Genomic DNA, 18221 nt, shown 5'->3' with positions numbered 1-18221 from the left:
GCCCCCGCACATCCGGTTTTCGCCACTAGCTTCGCAACTCGAGATGAACCAAGGCTTAACGCCAGGGCAGATCGCCTGCGCTTGCCTCGCCGGGGCGGGCCATGCGACACTCGAGCCGTTCGGTCAGGGAGGCATTTTGATGCGTTTGTTGCTGAAAGCTGCGGCGGCGGTGGCGTTTCTGGGCAGTTTCGGGATGGCACAGGCGCAGGACCTGATCCCGGAGCGTCGATTCGTCGTGACCCAGGACCAGGACCTGCCGGGGGGCGACATCGCGTCGGTCTTCGACACCACGATCGAGGCCTGCGAGCGCGCCTGCCTGACCAATGCGCGCTGCGATGCCTATGTGTTCAACACGCGGAACGGGTCGTGCTTTGTGAAGAAGGACCCCGGCGCGGGCACGTTCTTTGCGGGGGCCTACTCGGCCACGGTGATCCAGACCGACAAGGCGGTGCTGGCGGCGGCCAGGGCGCGGCGGGGGGAACTGGGCTTCCTGGCCGACTGGGACATCCAGCCCGCGTTCGAGCAGGCCCAGGGCCTCGGGCGGCAGCACACCACGGGTCAGTGGAGCGCCGAGGAGCATCTGGCGGCGGCGGCCGAGGCGGAGGCACGGGGCAGTTGGGCCGAGGCTGCGGCCTTCACCGGGGCGGCGTTGAACCTGACCGACGACGCGGCGACCTGGGGCGAATTCGCGCGGCGCCAGCTTGAGGCGTCGAAGGCGGATGCGAATCAGTTCGGCTATTTCCTGAACCAGGCCTTCCTGTCGTCGATCAACGCCTACCTGCGGGCCGAAAGCCCTGCGCTGCGGCATTCGATCCTGGTGGTGATGGGCGAGGTCCTGGAACGCAACGGGCGCGGGCGCGACACGGTGCAGGCGCTGCGGCTGGCGCAATCCTTGCAACCGCGCACGGATACCGCGGCCTTGCTGGACGATGCCATCGGGAAATACGGCTTCCGCATCATCGAGACGCAGGTGCAATCCGATCTGGCGCGTCCGCGGCTCTGCGTCACCTTCTCGGAGGACCTGGCGGCCTCGGGCGTCGATTACGCGAGCTTTGTCAAGATGACCGAACCGGGGCTTGTCGTGGAAAACGGCGGCTGGCGGCAGTTGTGCGTTGCGGGGCTGGAGCATGGCAAGCGCTATGCCGTGACCTTCCGCGAAGGGCTTCCGGCGGCGGACGGGCAGACCATGGCCAAGTCGGTCGAGATCGCGCAATACATCCGCGACCGTGCGCCGGGGGTGAAGTTCCCGGGCCGCGGCTATGTGCTGCCGAAGGCGGGCGATGCCGCGCTGCCGGTGCAGACGGTGAACACCGAAAAGCTGGACCTGACGCTGTATCGCGTCACCGACCGGAACATCCTGCGGTCGATCCAGGACTACTATTTCGGTGCGCCGATCAACGTCTACTCCGAGGAGACTTTCGCCGACAGCGTGGGGGAAAAGCTGTGGAGCGGCGCGGCCACGGTCGGGCAGGAGGTGAACAGGGATGTCACCACACGCCTGCCGATGGGCGATGCGATCAAGGGGCTTTCGGCGGGCATCTATGCGCTGAAGGCCGAAGTGCCGGGGGTAGACCCCTACACCATTCCGCCGGCGTGGCAGTGGTTCGTGATCTCGGACCTCGGGATCACCACGATGTCCGGCGTGGACGGGCTGCATGTCTTTGTGCGCAGCCTTGGCACGGCAGGGGCCAAGCCGGGTGTGACGGTCGAGCTTCTGAACCGCGCGAATGCGGTGCTTGGCACGGCAACGACCGACGATCAGGGCTATGCCCGCTTTGACGCGGGCCTGACCCGTGGCACGGGCGGGTCCGCCCCGGCGATGGTGGTGGTCAAGGAGGCGGACACCGACATCGCCTTCCTGTCGCTGACCGATCCCGAGTTCGACCTGTCCGACCGGGGCGTCGAGGGGCGCGAGGCCGCGCCTCCGGTCGATGTGTTCGTGACCACGGATCGCGGGGCCTATCGCGCCGGCGAGACGGTCTATGTGACCGCTCTGGCGCGCGACCCGGAACAGAAGGCCGTGGACGGCCTGCCCCTGACGGCGATCCTGTCGCGGCCGGACGGCGTGGAATATTCGCGCCAGCTGGTCGAGGATCAGGGCGCGGGCGGTCATGTCTTCGCCCTGCCCATCGCCGGGTCTGCCCCGCGCGGGGTCTGGCGGCTGGAGATGTATGCCGATCTTCAGGCCCCGGCGCTGGCGTCGAAGACCTTCCTGGTCGAGGATTTCCTGCCCGAACGGATCGATTTCGACCTGAGCCTGGCCGATGCGCCGCTGGTTCTGGGCGGCGATCCGGTCGATCTGACCCTTGCCGCGCGCTATCTCTTCGGCGCTCCGGGCGCGGGGCTGGCCGTCGAGGGCGAGGTCCTGTTGCGCGCGGCTGAGGGGCTGGAGAAGTTCCCCGGCTATGTCTTCGGGCGCCACGACCAGCCCTTCAGCGCGCAGATGGCGTCGCTGGACGGTGCCGAGACGGCTGCGGACGGGACGGCGATCCTGCCGGTCTCTCTGCCGCAGGTCGATGATCCCCACCGCCCGCTGGAGGCAAAGGTCACCGTGCGGGTCGCAGAAGGCTCGGGCCGTCCGGTGGAACGATCGGTCGTCAAGGCGCTGTCGCCGGCCGAACCGATGATCGGGATCAAACCGATGTTCGATGGCGTCGCGGCCGAGGGTAGCGATGCGCGGTTCCAGCTGATCGCGGTCGGCGCGGGCGAGGCTCTGGTCGATCTGCCGGTGCACTGGAAGGTCAGCCGCGTCGAATACGACTATCAATGGTATCAGAGCTACGGCAACTGGAGCTGGGAGCCGGTGGTCAGCCGCGTGCTGGTGGACGAGGGCGATGCGACGCTGGGTGCCGCGCCGGTGGAAATCGCCGCCAACGTGACCTGGGGCACCTACGAGATCGTGGTCGAACGCCGGGATGGCGGGAAGTCGGCAAGCTCGATGGAGTTCTACGCGGGCTGGTACGCGCCTGCGGATGCCTCGGCCACGCCGGACACGCTGGAGCTGTCCCTTGACAAGCCTGCCTACAAGCCGGGCGAGACAGCGACGCTGCGGATCGTGCCCCGGGCGGCGGGCACGGCGCTGGTGACGGTGCTGTCGAACCGGCTGGTCGCCATGCAGGCGGTCGAGGTGAAGGAGGGCGAGAACCTGATCTCCCTGCCCGTGACCGACGAATGGGGCGCGGGGGTCTATGTCACGGCCTCGGTCCTGCGGCCGATGGACGTGGCGGCGGGCCGCAATCCGGCGCGGGCCCTGGGGCTGACCCATGCCAGCATCGATCCGGGCGCGCGGGCCTTGTCCGCCAAGGTCGAAGTGGCGGCAGAGGCGGCCCCGCGCGGGCCGCTGGACGTGGCGGTGAAGGTTGACGGGGTGACGGCGGGCGAGACGGCCTATGTCACGATTGCCGCCGTGGATGTGGGCATCCTGAACCTGACCGGGTTCAAGGCCCCCGATCCGTCGGCCTATTACTTCGGTCAGCGGCGGCTGGGCGTCGGCATCCGCGACATCTATGGCCGGCTGATCGACGGGATGAACGGGGCCACGGGCGAGGTGCGGTCCGGCGGGGACGCGGGCGCGCAGGCGCGGTTGCAGGCTCCGCCCCCCACAGAGGAACTGGTGGCCTATTTCACCGGGCCGGTGACCGTGGGGGCCGATGGCTATGCGCGGGCGTCGTTTGATCTGCCCAGCTTCAACGGCACCGTGAAGGTGATGGCCGTGGCCTGGTCGAAGACCGGGGTCGGACAGGCCAGCGCGGACGTGCTGGTGCGCGATCCGGTGGTGGTGACAGCCTCGGTGCCGCGGTTCATGTCTCCTGGAGACCAGTCGCGGCTGTTGCTGGAGATCGTCCATGCCACCGGGCCGTCGGGCCGGATGAGCCTGGATGTGACCGCGAACGGTCTGACGCTGGGCGAGGTGCCTTCGGGCTTCGATCTGGACGACAAGGCCAAGGCGGTGTTCGAAGTGCCGGTGACGGCGGGGGATGTGGGGGTGCAGACCATCGAGGTCAGCCTAACCACGCCGGACGGCAAGGTGCTGAAGAAGACGCTGACCGTGCCGGTGCAGGTGAACGACCCCGAGATCGCGCGGATTTCCCGCGTGGAGCTGGCCAGCGGGCAAAGTTTCACCTTCGACGAGAATGTCTTTGCCGGGCTGGTCCCGGGATCGGGCAAGGCGACGATGGCGGTCGGGCCTTTGGCGCGGCTGAATGCGCCGGGCCTGCTGGCGGCGCTGGACCGCTATCCCTATGGCTGCACCGAGCAGATGATCTCGAAGGCGCTGCCTCTGCTGTATTTCGATCAGGTGGCGCAGGTGATGGACCTGAAGGGGGCCGACAACATCCGCAAGCGCATCGACGAGGCGGTGGTCGAGATCCTGGCGAACCAGTCCTCGACCGGCGGGTTCGGGCTTTGGGGCCCCTCTGACGGCGATCTGTGGCTGGATGCCTATGTCACCGATTTCCTCAGCCGGGCCAGGGCGCAGGGCTATCAGGTGCCGGACATCGCCTTCAAGTCGGCGCTGTCGAACCTGCGCAACCAGGTGAACTACGCGCCCGACTTCAGCGCCCAGACCAACGGCGGCGGCGAGGCGCTGGCCTATGCTCTGATGGTGCTGGCGCGCGAGGGTGCGGCGGCGGTCGGCGACCTGCGCTATTATGTCGACGTGAAGGGCGATGACTTTGCGACCCCGATCGCGATGGCGCAGCTTGGGGCGGCGCTGGCGAGTTATGGCGACCAGCCGCGGGCCGATGCGATGTTCCGCAAGGCCGTGGCCAGGATGGAGGCCGAGGCGCCCGAGGTCGGGCAGGTCTGGCGGGTGGACTACGGCACCCGCTACCGCGACGCGGCGGCACTGCTGACGCTGGCGGTGGAGGCCGGAAGCCAGGCGGTGGACCGTGAGGCGCTGACCGACCGGCTGGCGCGTCAGGGCACCAACCTGTCGACGCAAGAGGCGTCCTGGGCGCTTCTGGCAGCGAATGCGCTGATCGACCGGTCGGGAGCCGAAGGGATCACCATCGACGGCAAGCCTGCCGAGGGGCCGCTGGTGCGCGTGCTGGACGCAGGCTCGGTGACTCCGGTCGTGGTGAAGAACGACGGGGCCGGCACGACTGTCACCATCACCGCCTACGGCGTGCCGTCCGACCCCGAACCGGCGGGCGGCAACGGCTATGCGATCACGCGGACCTATTACACGATGGAAGGTCAGGAAGTCAGCACCCGCGAGGGTGTCGCTGCCGGAACCCGTCTGGTCGTGGTGCTGGAGGTCCAGCCGTTCGGCTATGGCGAAGCGCGGCTGATGGTCAGCGATCCCCTGCCCGCAGGGTTCGAGATCGACAACCCGAACCTGATGTCGGCGGGATCGACCTCGGAGCTGGGCTGGCTGGATGCCATGCAGGACGTGAGCCATTCCGAGTTCCGTCAGGACCGCTTCCTGACGGCGGTCGACTGGCGCTCGGATCAGCCGTTCAAGCTGGCCTATGTCGTCCGCGCGGTCAGCCCCGGCACGTTCCACCACCCTGCCGCCTCGGTCGAGGACATGTACCGCCCCGATTACCGCGCGCGGAGCGAGACCGGGACGCTGACGATCACGCCCTAGGGATGGATCGGGCAAGGGCATATGCGCCTTTCGTCCTTCGCCCGGCAAGGCGGTCGGTCGGGGCAAGGATCACCCGCCCCGGGCTTGACCCGGGGCCTCGGGCCGATGCGCGGGGTCCCGGGTCGAGCCCGGGACAGGGTTTCTGATGCGCGCCCGCCGGATCATCGGTATCGCTCTCGTCCTCTGGCTTGCCGCCCTGGGGCGTGACAGGTTCGACGCCTGGATTGACGCGACGATCCTGCCGCCCCTGGCGGTGGAGATGTCCGTCGAGGTGCTGGACCGCGACGGCGACCTGTTGCGGGCCTATACGGTGGCCGATGGCCGCTGGCGGCTGGCGCTGCCGCCAGACAAGGTGGACCCGAAATATCTGCGGATGCTTCTTGCCTACGAGGACAAGCGGTTCTACCGGCACGGCGGGGTAGACCTCCGGTCGATGACGCGCGCGGTGCTGCAAGCGGTGAAGAACGGCCGGATCGTGTCGGGGGGGTCCACCCTGACGATGCAGGTGGCCCGGCTTCTGGAAGAGGGCACCACGGGCCAGGTCGGCGGCAAGCTGCGCCAGATGCGGGTGGCACTGGCGCTGGAGCGGCGGCTGTCCAAGGACCAGATCCTGCAACTCTACCTGCACCTCGCCCCCTTCGGCGGGAACCTTGAAGGCGTCCGCGCGGCTTCGATCAGCTATTTCGGCAAGGAGCCCGCCCGCCTGACCCCGGCGGAAGCAGCCCTTCTGGTGGCCATTCCGCAATCCCCGGAAACCCGCCGCCCCGACCGCGCTGCCGACCGGGCCGAGGCGGCGCGCAACCGCGTCCTTGCCCGTGCCGTGGCCGAAGGGGTGCTTGACGCGGATGACGCCTCAGCCGCCCTGCGCGAGAAGGTGCCGGGCCTGCGCAAGGCCTTCCCGGCCTTTGCCCCGCATCTGGCGGACCGGGCCCGGGAGGAGGCCCCGCAGGCGCTGAGCCACAGGCTGACCCTTGACCTCGAGGTGCAGAAGAAGCTGGAGGCGCTGGCGCAGGAAGCCGTCGAGGGCCGGGGCGAACGCTTGCAGGTGGCGATCCTGGTGGCGGACCATGCCTCGGGCGAGATCCTGGCCTCGGTCGGATCGGCGGGCTATCAGGCCGATCTGCGGCAGGGGTTCGTGGACATGACCCGGGCGCTGCGGTCCCCCGGGTCAACGCTGAAGCCACTGGTCTATGCTCTGGCCTTCGACGAAGGGCTGGGTCATCCCGAAACGATGATCGACGACCGCCCGATGAGCTTTGGCGCCTATGCGCCGCAGAATTTCGACAGGCTTTACCTGGGCACGATCCGCATGCGCGAGGCCTTGCAGCTGTCGCGCAACATCCCCGTGGTGGCGTTGACCGATGCGCTGGGGCCGGCCAGGCTCATCTCGGCGATGGAGAAGGCCGGGATGAAGCCGGTCTTTCCCGGCGACCAGCCCGGGCTTGCAATCGCGCTGGGGGGCGTGGGGGTGACGCTGACCGACATGGTGCAGCTTTACGCCATGCTCGCCCGCGGCGGGGTGGCCCGTCCGCTCCGCTGGCGGCTGGACGCCGAAGGGTCCAAGGGGCAGAGGGTGGTCTCTGCGGTGGCGGCCTGGCAGGTGGGCGACATCCTCGCGGGCCTTGCGCCGCCGCCGGGGGCGCCAGGCAATCGGCTGGCCTACAAGACCGGGACCTCCTATGGCCACCGCGATGCCTGGGCGATCGGGTTCGACGGGCGCCATGTGGTGGGCGTCTGGATGGGCCGGGCGGATGGCACGCCGGTGCCGGGGGCCTTCGGGGCGGATGTGGCTGCGCCGGTCCTGTTCCAGGCCTTCAACCGGCTGAAGGGCAAGCTGGACCCGCAGCCTGCCGCCCCGGCCTCGACCCTGCTGGTGGCGAATGCCGACCTGCCGCTGCCCCTGCAACGCTTCCGGTCGCGGACGGCGGCGTTCCAGGCCGAGCCGGATGCCCCCGCCGTGGCCTTCCCGCCGGATGGGGCAGAGGTGGAACTGCTGCCTGCGGGCCTGAAGGTGCGGGTGACGGGAGGGACGGCGCCCTTCACCTGGCTCGCCGACGGCGTGCCGGTGGTCGTCGGCATGGATGCGCGCGAGACGATGCTGGCGCTGCCGGGGGAAGGGTTCGTGACGCTAAGCGTGATCGACGCCCGGGGACGTTCGGCCCGGACATCGGTGCGGGTGCGGTAGGGTCCGCTCGTCGGTGACGTCGTCGCTTCTCGCTGGCGCACCACCGACGAGACGAGGAAGCCGCACGAGCAGGCGTCAGGCGCGCTCGATGGCCAGCGCGATGCCCTGACCGCCGCCGATGCACAGGGTGATGAGCGCGGTGCGGCCGCCAGTCCGCTCCAGCTCGTGCAGCGCCTTGACCGCAAGGATCGCACCCGTGGCGCCGACGGGATGGCCAAGCGCGATGGCTCCGCCGTTGGGGTTCACCCGGGCCGGGTCGAGGTCCAGCGCGCGGGAGACGGCGAGGGCCTGGGCCGCGAAAGCCTCGTTCGATTCGACGACGTCGAAGGACTGAGGTTTCATCCCCAGCTTCCGGCACAGCGCCTGCACCGCCGGGATCGGGCCAAGGCCCATGACCTTCGGGTCCACCCCCGCCAGCGCATAGCCCATGATGCGCGCGCGCGACCCCTTGTCGGACCGCGACAGAACCAGCGCCGCAGCCCCATCGTTGATGCCCGAGGCATTGCCCGCCGTCACCGTCCCGTCCTTCTGGAAGGCCGGACGCAGGCCCGCCAGAGCCGCGGCACTGGTGGCTTTCGGATGCTCGTCGACCGAGAAGACCACCGGACCCTTCCTGCCGCCGATCTCGATCGGGACGATCTGGCTTTCGAACCGGCCTTCGGCAATCGCGCGGGCGGCGCGGGTCTGGCTTTCCAGCGCGAAGGCGTCCTGGTCCTCGCGGCTGATGCCGTGCCGGGCCGCGACGTTCTCGGCCGTCACGCCCATGTGGCCGGTGCCGAACGGACAGGTCAGCGCGCCGGTCATCATGTCCAGCGCCCGGGTGTCGCCCATCTTCTGCCCGAAGCGGGCGGCGGGCAGGATGTAGGGCGAGCGGCTCATGCACTCCGCGCCCCCGGCCAGGGCCATCTCGGCATCGCCCAGCATCAGCGCCTGGACGGCGGACACGATCGCCTGCGCGCCCGAGCCGCAGAGGCGGTTGACGTTCATCGCCGGGGTGGTCTCGGGGATGCCCGCGTTCATCGCCATGACGCGGGACAGATACATGTCGCGCGGTTCGGTATTGATGACATGGCCCATCACGACCTGGCCGATCTGCGCGCCCTCGACGCCTGCCCGGGCGAGGGCGGCCTTCGCGGCATGGGTGGCGATGTCGATCGGCGGCAGGGACGAGAGCGATCCGCCGAAGCCGCCGATGGCGGTGCGGGCGGCCGAGAGGATGTGGATGTCGGTCATGGGGGCCTCGCGCGTTTTCGGCAGAATGCACCAAAGCGTGGCCGCTGCGCAGGCGACGTCGCGTCACGGGCGGCATTGACATGCGCTAACAGGCGCGAGAAGTCGGGCGGATCAGTGGGAGACCAGTCTTGAAAGACCTGATCCGGGCCAATGCGGGCCTGTTGTTCGCCGGGATCGCGACCTTCGTGATGATGGGGGCGGGGCAGTCCCTGTATGGCCCGGCCCTGCCGGCCTTTTCCCGGCTGTTCGCGGTCAGCCTGGCCGAGGCCGGGGTGCTTGTCTCCTCGCATTGGGTGGGGTGTTTCCTGGGTGTGGGCTTCATGTATCTGAGGGGGGCGCATGTCACGCCGCGCCATGCGCTGGCGATGATGGCCGTGGGGGCGGCCCTGATTGCGGCGCTGGCCGGCTGGTGGCTGACGATTGCGGGTGCTGCGGTGTTCGGCGCGGGCTACGGGATGGCGACGGCAGTCTTCAACCCGCGGGTGTTGCGGGCTTTCGGGGCCTTCGGGCCCTCGATGCTGAGCATGCTGAACGCGACCTTCGGGATCGGCGCCATCGCCGCACCGCTGATCTTCGTCGCCCTTGGCAGCGATCCGCGCTGGTCCTTCGGGCTGACGGCGGCGCTGGCGGTGGCGGTCTGGCTGTTCGCGGGTCCCGCCGGACGCGCGCAGACCGCGCCCGAGGGCCAGGTGCGTCCCTTCCGTCCGCATTGGGGGATCATGGCCTTCGGTCTGGTCGCCATCGCGCTGGAGGCCTGCCTCATCGGCCTTGGCCCCAGCGCGCTGATCCGGGCCGGGATCGACGAGGCGACGGCCGCCCGGCTGTTGAGCGCCTTCTTCGTCGTCTTCCTGCTGGCCCGGGTGGCCCTGATGCTGGTGGCCCACCGGATCGCTGCCTTCGTGCTGTTCACCGGCGCGATCGTGGTGACTGCCCTGCTGGCGCTGGGGGCGATCCATCTGTCGCCCGCGGTGTTCTTCGTGGCGATCGGCGCCCCGGCGGGCCTGTATTTCCCCGGCTTCTACGTCACCGCAAGCGGAAAGATGGGCGAGGATCTGCGCGTGCCGCCGACGATCATCGCCTCGGGCCTGGTGGGCGGGATCGGCGGGCCGCTGATCCTTGCGCCGCTGATGGAGCGGATGGGGCCCCTGGGGTTTTTCTGGATCCTGGCCGGGGTGACGCTGGCCCTGTCCGTCGCGGCCCTGATGTCGCAGCGCCACATGCGGGTCTGAGCGCCGAAATCGTCCGGTTTCCGGCGCTTCAGCGCGCCGCCTGCCAGGTGGCCACACCGTCCAGCGGGTAGAGCAGCATCAGGACGTTCAGCGCCAGCCCGTCGCGGATGACCCACATCGTCACCCCCTCGAACAGGAGGATCAGGGCGACCGTCGCCCAGACCGGCAGTTTCGAGGCGAGCCAGAACCCCAGGATCATCGCCAGCACATCGCAGACCGTGTTGATGACGCTGTCGCCGTAGTAGTCCAGCGAGATCGTCACCGCGCGGTAGCGTTCGATGACGGCATCGGAGTTCTCGACGATCTCCCAGGCGCATTCCACCAGCGTGGCGATGGCCAGCCGCCAGCCAAGGGCGAGCCGCCGCGCCACGAGCCAGAGCGCGCCGAAGAACAGGAAGCCGTGGATGATGTGGCTGGGGGTGTACCAGTCCGTGAGGTGCTGCGAGTTTTCCGAGCTGACCACCTCGCCATGCCAGAGCTTTACATGGCCGCACTTGCAGATCGGCTCGCGACCGATCCAGAGGAGGTAGGCAGCCGTAAGAAGGACGATCCCGAAGGTGATCAGGATCGGCGTCAGGCGGTTCCGGGCAAGGTCTGTCATGGCGCGAAGGCAATCATGGCCCGGGCTGGCGGTAAAGTGCGGTCTGCCTTACGGTCGATGATTGTGGTCCGCTGTGGCACTGGCGCAGGAGGTGAGGATGGACGACAAGAACCCCTGGCGCTTCGGCCCGACCCGGGGCGAGCTGTGGTTCTGGCTTTGGGTCAGTCTCGGTGGCTTCGGCCTGATGGCGGTGGCCCTGTTCCTGCGCGGCCTCCCGCAGGGCCCGGCGATTGCCGAGGTCGTCGGGCTGGCCACGGTGGTCTTCGGCTATCTCGGCGTCCGGTCGGTCAAACGGTTGATCCGGCGCCAGCATCCGTGACCGCTGTTCGCGTCCTGTCGGGCGCTGATCGCGGCGCGGGCTTCAGCGCGGGACTGCCAGTTTCCGGCGCCCCTGCGGGGTGAGCAGGGCAGCCTCGCGCCCTTCGATCACCACGGCCGAGAGCGGCCCGCCATAGGCCGCGCCGGAATCGAGGTTGAGCCGGTTGCCGTAATGCGTCGCCTGGTCGATCGTGGTATGGCCATGGACGATCAGGGGCCCAAAGCTGGTGCCCTCGCTGAGGAAGGGTTCGCGGATCCAGACCAGGTCGGTCTCGGTCTGGCGGTCCAGCGCGACGCCCGGGCGGATGCCGGCATGGACGAAGGCGCAGTCTCCGGCCAGATGGAGCGTCGGGCGCGTGGCGATGAAGTCGAGATGGGCCTGCGGCACGGCGGCGCGGGCCTCGGCATGGACCTTGGCCACCGGGCGGTCGGCGGCATTCACCACGCCATAGGAGCGCAGCGTGTCCGGCCCGCCGAGTTTCGGATGCAGCCAGCCCAGATCGGCGCGCAGGCCCGGTTCGGGTTCGTGCGGGTCTTGCACGAAGCGCCGGAACATCCGGTCGTGGTTGCCCATGAGCACGACCCAGTCCTGCCCGGCGGCCAGTCCCTGCATCAGGAAGTCGATCACCCCCCGGCTGTCGGGGCCACGGTCGACGAGGTCTCCCAGATGGACGACCTGGCCCGGTCCGTGCCGAGCCATGTCGGCTGCGATCAGGTCATGCGCCTGTTGCAGCAGGTCGAGATGCCCGTGGATATCGCCGATGGCGTAGAGATGCATGCGTCGTCCCCGGTGGAGAGCGCCGGGGGTTTCACACCCCCGGACCCCCGTGGAGTATTTGGGAAAAGAGCAAGCTGCAAGCGGGCTCAGGCCACGTCGAACTGAAGCGCCTTGACCTGCTGGAACATGCCCGTTCCCTCCAGCGTCTCGATCACCTTGGGGTCGATCGGCTGGTCGAGGTAGAGGATCGCGATCGCGTCCTGCCCGATGCCCGACCGGCCAAGGGTGAAGTTCGCGATGTTGACGTTGTTCTTGCCCATGGTCATCCCCAGAAGGCCGATGATGCCGGGCACGTCCTCGTTGGTGGTGTACAGCATGTGCTGGCCGATCTCGGCGTCGATGTTGATGCCCTTGATCTGGATGAAGCGCGGCTTGCCGTCCGAGAAGCAGGTCCCGGCGACCGAGCGTTCGCGTTTGTCGGTGACCATCGTCACCTTGATGTAGGCGTCGAAGACCCCGGTCTTTTCCTGCCGCGTGGTGGAGATCTGGATGCCCTTCTCCTTGGCCACCACGGGGGCGGAGACGAGGTTCACATCCGGGTTCTGCGCCTTCAGTACCCCGGCGATCACCGCCTGGTTCAGGGCCGCGAGGTTCATCTCGGCGACCGAGCCGTCGTAGAGGATGTTGATCGCCTTGATCGGCTCGTCCGTCATCTGGCCGATGAAGCTGCCAAGGTGGGAGGCCAGCCTGATCCAGGGGCCCATCACGGCGGCCTCTTCCGCTGTGACGTTCGGCATGTTCAGCGCGTTCTGCACGGCGCCGGTCAGCAGGTAGTCCGACATCTGCTCGGCCACTTGCAGCGCCACGTTCTCCTGCGCTTCGGTGGTCGAGGCGCCGAGATGCGGGGTGCAGACCACGTTCGGGTGGCCGAAGAGCGGGTTCTCGGTGGCGGGTTCCACCTCGAACACGTCCAGCGCGGCCCCGGCGACATGGCCGGAGTTCAGCGCGTCGAGGAGTGCGGCCTCGTCGATCAGCCCGCCGCGGGCGCAGTTGATGATGCGCACACCCTTCTTCGTCTTCGCCAGCGTCTCGCGCGACAGGATGTTGCGGGTCTTGTCGGTGAGGGGGACGTGCAGCGTGATGAAATCGGCGCGGGCGAGAAGCTCGTCAAGCTCGACCTTGGTCACGCCCAGCTGCTTTGCGCGTTCGTCCGACAGGAAGGGGTCGTAGGCGATGACCCTCATGTGCAGGCCCACCGCCCGGTCGCAGACGATGCCGCCGATGTTGCCCGCCCCGATCACGCCGAGGGTCTTGTTGAACAGTTCCACCCCCATGAAGCGGGACTTTTCCCACTTTCCGGCATGGGTCGAGGCATTGGCTTCGGGGATCTGCCGGGCGATGGCGAACATCATGGCGATTGCATGTTCGGCGGTGGTGATCGAGTTGCCGAAGGGCGTGTTCATCACGATGACGCCCTTCCTGGACGCTGCCGGGATGTCGACGTTGTCCACCCCGATCCCGGCGCGGCCCACCACTTTCAGGTTGGTGGCGCGTTCCAGCAGTTTCTCGGTGACCTTGGTGGCAGACCGTATGGCCAGACCGTCGTAGTTGCCGATGATCTCGGCCAGCTTTTCCTTGTCCTTGCCGAGCTTCGGCATGTAGTCCACCTCGACCCCCCGGTCGCGGAAGATCTGGACGGCGGTTTCGGAAAGTTCGTCGGAAACGAGGACTTTGGGCATTTTGCGGAACCTGTGTTCGGGGACATCGCGTCCCGGACTTGATCCGGGACCTCGTGAGATGAAGGGAGGCCCCGGATCAGGTCCGGGGCGGGGGTGCTCAGGCGGCTTGCGACAGCGCGGCGATTTCCGCGTGGAAGGCATGCGCGATCCAGGGCATCAGCGCCTGGACATCCGAGGTCTCGACCGTGCTTCCGCACCAGATCCGCAGGCCCGGCGGCGCGTCGCGGTAGGCGCCGAGGTCGAAGCCCGCGCCCGCCTTCTCGATCCGCTTGGCGACGGCTTTCGCAAAGGCCTCGCCGTCGGTGACGCGCGGGTCGGTGAACTTGAGGCAGACCGAGGTCGTCGAGGCGGTCGCCGGGTCCTCCGCCAGATTGGCGATCCAGGGGTTCGCGGCGCAGAAGTCCCAGACGACCTGCGCGTTGGCATTGGCGCGGGCGATCAGCGCCGGCAGGCCGCCGATGGACTTCGCCCATTTCAGTGCCACTAGGTAATCCTCGTTCGCCAGCATCGAGGGCGTGTTGATCGTCTCGCCCTGGAAGATGCCTTCGATCAGCTTGCCCTTGGCGGTCAGCCGGAAGATCTTCGGCAGGGGCCAGGCGGGGGTGTAGGTCTCCAGCCGTTCCACCGCGCGGGGGCTGAGGATCAGCATGCCATGCGCGCCCTCGCCGCCCAGCACCTTCTGCCAGGAGAAGGTGGTGACGTCGAGCTTGTCCCAGGGCAGGTCCATCGCGAAGGCGGCGCTGGTCGCGTCGCAGATGGTCAGGCCCTGACGGTTCGCCGGGATCGCATCGCCGTTCGGCAGACGGACGCCGGAGGTGGTGCCGTTCCAGGTGAAGACCACGTCCTTGTCGAAATCGACCTGGGCGAAGTCCACGATCTGCCCGTAGGGCGCCTTGCGGACCGTCGCGTCCAGTTTCAGCTGCTTGACCACGTCCGTCACCCAGCCCTCGCCGAAGCTCTCCCAGGCCAGCATCTCGACGCCGCGCTGCCCGAGAAGCGACCACATCGCCATTTCCACCGCCCCGGTGTCGGATGCGGGAACGATGCCGATCCGGTAGTCGGCGGGAATGCCGAGGATCTCGCGCGTCAGGTCGATCGCCTCCTTCAGCTTGGCCTTGCCGACGGCGGCGCGGTGCGACCGGCCCAAAGGCGCGTCGGCCAGCATGTCGAGGGAATATCCGGGGATCTTGGCGCAGGGGCCGGAGGAGAAGCGCGGATTGGCCGGGCGCTTGGCCGGCGGGGTCAGGTCTGTCATGGTAGCCTTCCAGCTAAAAGCCCTTCGTTGGGGAAGGGTGTCCCGCCGCCGTGGGTAATGGCCGCCTTGGGCTGGTGCAAGCGGAAAAATCGCGATAGGCCGACGCATCGTCGCGAAAAAGCGACGCCTCTGTTCACTATCGGAAACCTGCCCCATGTTCGTCGTCACTCTCCTCACCAACCCCGAAACCCCGGTGCTGGAGCGGGTGACGGTCGAATCCCTGCGCAACGCCTGGGGCGGGGGCATGGCGCGCTGGCTCGATCCCGGCGTGGCGGCAGAGTTCGACCTGGACCGGATCCCCGAGAACCGCTGGGAGGTCTGGAAGGACCTGCAAGGCCTGTGCATCGACATGGTGCTGCAAAGGGCCGAGGGCCGGAAGAAGCGCCTGCTCATCGCCGACATGGATTCGACGATGATCCGGCAGGAATGCATCGACGAGCTGGCCGACGAGGCCGGGGTCGGCGCACGGGTGGCCGGGATCACGGCGCGGGCAATGAACGGCGAGCTCGACTTCGAAGGCGCGCTACGGGAACGGGTCGGTTTGCTCAAGGGTCTGCCCGAGGGCGTCATCGGGCAGGTTCTGCGCGACCGGATCTCGCTGATGCCGGGGGGCAGGGTGCTTGTGGCGACGATGAAGGCGCATGGGGCCTTTGCCGCGCTGGTCTCGGGCGGGTTCACGGCCTTCACCCAGGCGGTCGCGGCGCAGCTGGGCTTCGACGAGAACCGGGCCAATACTCTGCATGTGGCAGATGGCAAGCTGGCCGGGACGGTGGCAGAACCGATCCTTGGCAAGGAAGCCAAGCTTCAGGCGCTGACCGAGATCGCGGCGCGGCTGGGGATCACGCCCGCCGATGCGCTGGCCGTGGGCGACGGGGCGAACGACCTGCCGATGCTCAAGGCGGCCGGGACCGGCGTCGCCCTGCATGCCAAGCCCCGCGTGCAGGCCGAATGCGAGGTCAGGATCAACCACGGCGACCTGACGGCGCTGCTCTATCTGCAAGGCTACTCTCGCGACGACTTCGCCCTGGTCTGACCTTCGGATCCGTAGGAACGCCGGCGCGCAGGTCTTCCGTCTCGTCGTCGGGGCTTGCGCCCTCCTCCTCGGGCGATGGGGGTTTCACCCCCAAACCCCCGAGAGTATTTGGGAAAAAGGCAAGCACATTTGCTCTTTTCCCAAATACTCCCGCCGGAGGCCGCCGACCGTTCCGTCATCGCCACGCTGCCGCAAGGTCCGCGGCAGCGCCGCCGAGCGGGGCCTCGATGGCCCCCGAGGCGGCTCACCCTTGCCCCCTGTTCTGGAACCGGCCAGAAGAGGGCACATGTTCGAAGTCGCCACGCATCTTGCCCTGTTTCTGATCCTTGCCGCCTTCTGCGCCGGGTTCATCGACAGCATCGCGGGCGGAGGCGGGCTGATTTCAGTCCCGGCGCTCATGCTGGCGGGGGCTTCCCCGGTCGAGGCGCTTGCGACGAACAAGTTGCAGGGGACCTTTGGTGCCGGGACGGCGATGCTGACCTATGCGCGGGCGGGACATGTCCGACCGCAGGACCAATTTGGGATGGCCGCGATCAGTGCCGTCGCCGGGGCCGCAGGGGCGATGGTGGCGCATCTGATCCCGGCCGAGGTCTTGCGGGTCGTGATGCCGGTGGAGCTGATCGGCGTTGCGGCGTTCTTCGCGCTGAAGCCGGGGCTGTCGGACGATGCCCGGGCGGAACGGGTAAGGCCCGCCGTCTTTGCGGTGACGGCGGTCCCGGCAATCGCGGCCTATGACGGTTTCTTCGGGCCGGGGACGGGGTCGTTCTTCATGATGGGCTTCGTGCTGCTGGCGGGCTACGGCGTGCTGAAGGCGACCGCGCATACCAAGATGCTCAACTTTGCCTCGAACATCGGAAGCCTTCTGGTCTTCGTGCTTTCGGGCGCCACCTGGTGGCATGTCGGGATGGCGATGGCTGCCGCTCAGGTCGCCGGGGCCAGCCTTGGCGCGCGGCTGGCGATGCGCGCGGGCGCGCGGCTGATAAAGCCGCTTCTCGTCGTCACCTCGACGGCGATGGCGCTGCGGCTCTTGTGGCAGGCCTGGGCCTAGGCGCCCCAGTCGGCGGCCTGCATCTCGCGCAGGCGGCTGGCGGTGCGTTCGAATTCGAAGGCGCCTTCGCCCTCGATGTAGAGCCGTTCCGGCACGTCGGCGGCCGAGGCGATGAGGCGGACCTTCGCCTCGTAGAGCGCGTCGATCAGGGTAACGAAGCGTTTCGCCTCGTTGTAGTTGGCCGAGGAGAGCTGCGGGATGTCTTCCAGGATCAGGACCCGGACGGCGCGGGCGATGGCAAGGTAGTCGGCGGGGCCGAGGGGGTTCGAGCAGAGGTCCCAGAAGCTGGCCCGGCCGACCCCGTTCGCAAAGCGGGGCAGGGTGAGCTGGCGGCCGTTCACCTCCAGCGTCAGGGGCTGGTCGGGGGCGCCGCCGGTGAGATCGGTCCAGATTGCGGCGATGTCCGCCGTGGCCGACCGGGCGGGGTGGAAGTAGACCTGCGCGCCGGACAGGCGGTGCTGGCGATAGTCGGTCGGGCTTTCCAGTTCCACGACCTCCAGCCTTTCCTCCAGCATTGCGATGAAGGGCAGGAACAGCGCGCGGCTCAGGCCGTCCTTGTAAAGGTCCACCGGCGGGCGGTTCGAGGTGGTGACGATGAGGACCCCGGCGGCGAAGAGTTTCTCGAACAGGCGGCCCACGATCATCGCGTCGGTGATGTCGGTGATCTGCATCTCGTCGAAGGCGAGGAGGCGGAGGTCGCGGGAGAGGTCATCGGCGACGGGGGTCAGGGGGTCCTCGACGCCCCGTTGGCGGGCCGCGTGCATGCCCTTGTGGACGGACTGCATGAAGGCGTGAAAGTGGACGCGGCGTTTGCCGGGGATGGCGGTCGCCTCGGTGAAGAGGTCCATCAGCATCGACTTGCCGCGCCCGACGCCGCCCCAGAGGTAGAGACCGCGCGGGGGCTGGATCGGCCTGGCGAAGAGGCCGGCGAAGAGGCCGACGCGGCGGGTGGCGTTCGCTTCGAGCCAAGACCGGAGGGCCTCGAGTTTCGGCAGGACCGCGTGCTGGGCGGGGTCGGCCCGCAAGCTGCCTTCGGCCACGCGGGCCTCGTAGATCTCGGTCAGGGTCTGGCGCATGGGGCAGGAGTAGCGGGGCGGGGGTGGGGGCCGCAAGGGGCTCTGGCCCGCGCCGCGCGCGGCGCTGTGGGTGAGGTGTGGGATTTCAAGGGGTTGGCTGTGGGCGTTAGGGGGAGGTTAACTCAAGTTCCAAGTGCAACGGTTGTTGTTGTTTTTTCGAGTTCCTCGGCGAGGGCCTGTGCTGGTGTTTTCCAGC

At 68.3% G+C, this 18221-nt stretch carries 12 protein-coding genes; 6 read left to right on the top strand and 6 right to left on the bottom strand.

What is annotated here, in order from left to right; translation table 11 throughout:
- Positions 1-139 precede the first annotated feature (139 nt).
- Both D5084_RS04875 and pbpC read left to right on the top strand, forming a co-directional pair.
- Positions 140-5590 carry an alpha-2-macroglobulin family protein gene (locus tag D5084_RS04875; RefSeq protein WP_128514395.1) on the top strand — a complete coding sequence of 1817 codons (5451 nt, stop codon included), beginning with the start codon at positions 140-142 and terminating at the stop codon, positions 5588-5590.
- A 142-nt stretch (positions 5591-5732) separates the two neighbouring features.
- Positions 5733-7775 (top strand): penicillin-binding protein 1C, encoded by a 2043-nt coding sequence (gene pbpC / locus D5084_RS04870; RefSeq protein ID WP_128514394.1) that lies wholly within the window; start codon positions 5733-5735, stop codon positions 7773-7775.
- A gap of 75 nt (positions 7776-7850) precedes the next feature.
- Here pbpC and bktB read toward each other — a convergent pair whose 3' ends face one another.
- Complete coding sequence (bktB, locus tag D5084_RS04865) at positions 7851-9008, bottom strand: beta-ketothiolase BktB (protein ID WP_128514393.1); 1158 nt, start codon at positions 9006-9008, stop codon at positions 7851-7853.
- 128 nt (positions 9009-9136) lie between these two features.
- Here bktB and D5084_RS04860 point away from each other — a divergent pair, with 128 nt between their 5' ends.
- A complete protein-coding gene (locus D5084_RS04860) occupies positions 9137-10237 on the top strand; it encodes an MFS transporter (protein WP_128514392.1) in 1101 nt (366 codons plus the stop codon).
- A 28-nt stretch (positions 10238-10265) separates the two neighbouring features.
- Here D5084_RS04860 and D5084_RS04855 read toward each other — a convergent pair whose 3' ends face one another.
- Complete coding sequence (locus tag D5084_RS04855) at positions 10266-10838, bottom strand: DUF2585 domain-containing protein (protein WP_128514391.1); 573 nt, start codon at positions 10836-10838, stop codon at positions 10266-10268.
- Between the two features lie 97 nt (positions 10839-10935).
- Between D5084_RS04855 and D5084_RS04850 the strand changes: the two genes are divergently transcribed.
- The gene (locus tag D5084_RS04850; protein WP_128514390.1) at positions 10936-11157 is read left to right on the top strand and encodes a hypothetical protein; all 222 of its coding nucleotides are present in this window, start codon (positions 10936-10938) and stop codon (positions 11155-11157) included.
- A gap of 42 nt (positions 11158-11199) precedes the next feature.
- Here the strand turns inward: D5084_RS04850 and D5084_RS04845 are convergent, their stop codons facing one another.
- From D5084_RS04845 to D5084_RS04835, 3 genes are all read right to left on the bottom strand, one after another.
- A complete protein-coding gene (locus D5084_RS04845) occupies positions 11200-11934 on the bottom strand; it encodes a metallophosphoesterase (protein WP_128514389.1) in 735 nt (244 codons plus the stop codon).
- An 86-nt stretch (positions 11935-12020) separates the two neighbouring features.
- Positions 12021-13613 (bottom strand): phosphoglycerate dehydrogenase, encoded by a 1593-nt coding sequence (gene serA, locus D5084_RS04840; protein WP_128514388.1) that lies wholly within the window; start codon positions 13611-13613, stop codon positions 12021-12023.
- A 97-nt stretch (positions 13614-13710) separates the two neighbouring features.
- Positions 13711-14868, bottom strand: coding sequence for a phosphoserine transaminase (locus D5084_RS04835; RefSeq protein ID WP_128514387.1), 1158 nt, complete (start codon positions 14866-14868; stop codon positions 13711-13713).
- A gap of 154 nt (positions 14869-15022) precedes the next feature.
- Here D5084_RS04835 and serB point away from each other — a divergent pair, with 154 nt between their 5' ends.
- Entirely contained in the window at positions 15023-15901 is an 879-nt protein-coding gene (serB, locus tag D5084_RS04830; RefSeq protein WP_128514386.1) for a phosphoserine phosphatase SerB, read from the top strand.
- A gap of 286 nt (positions 15902-16187) precedes the next feature.
- Positions 16188-16949 carry a TSUP family transporter gene (locus D5084_RS04825; protein ID WP_128514385.1) on the top strand — a complete coding sequence of 254 codons (762 nt, stop codon included), beginning with the start codon at positions 16188-16190 and terminating at the stop codon, positions 16947-16949.
- Here D5084_RS04825 and zapE read toward each other — a convergent pair.
- Positions 16946-18025: a cell division protein ZapE gene (gene zapE / locus D5084_RS04820; protein WP_128514384.1), complete on the bottom strand. Its 1080-nt coding sequence runs from the start codon at positions 18023-18025 to the stop codon at positions 16946-16948. The genes D5084_RS04825 and zapE overlap by 4 nt on opposite strands.
- Between the last annotated feature and the right edge of the window lie 196 nt (positions 18026-18221).

It is taken from the genome of Tabrizicola thermarum (genome assembly GCF_003574395.1).
Lineage (GTDB): Bacteria > Pseudomonadota > Alphaproteobacteria > Rhodobacterales > Rhodobacteraceae > Tabrizicola > Tabrizicola thermarum.
This window is presented reverse-complemented; position numbering and strand designations above follow the sequence as displayed.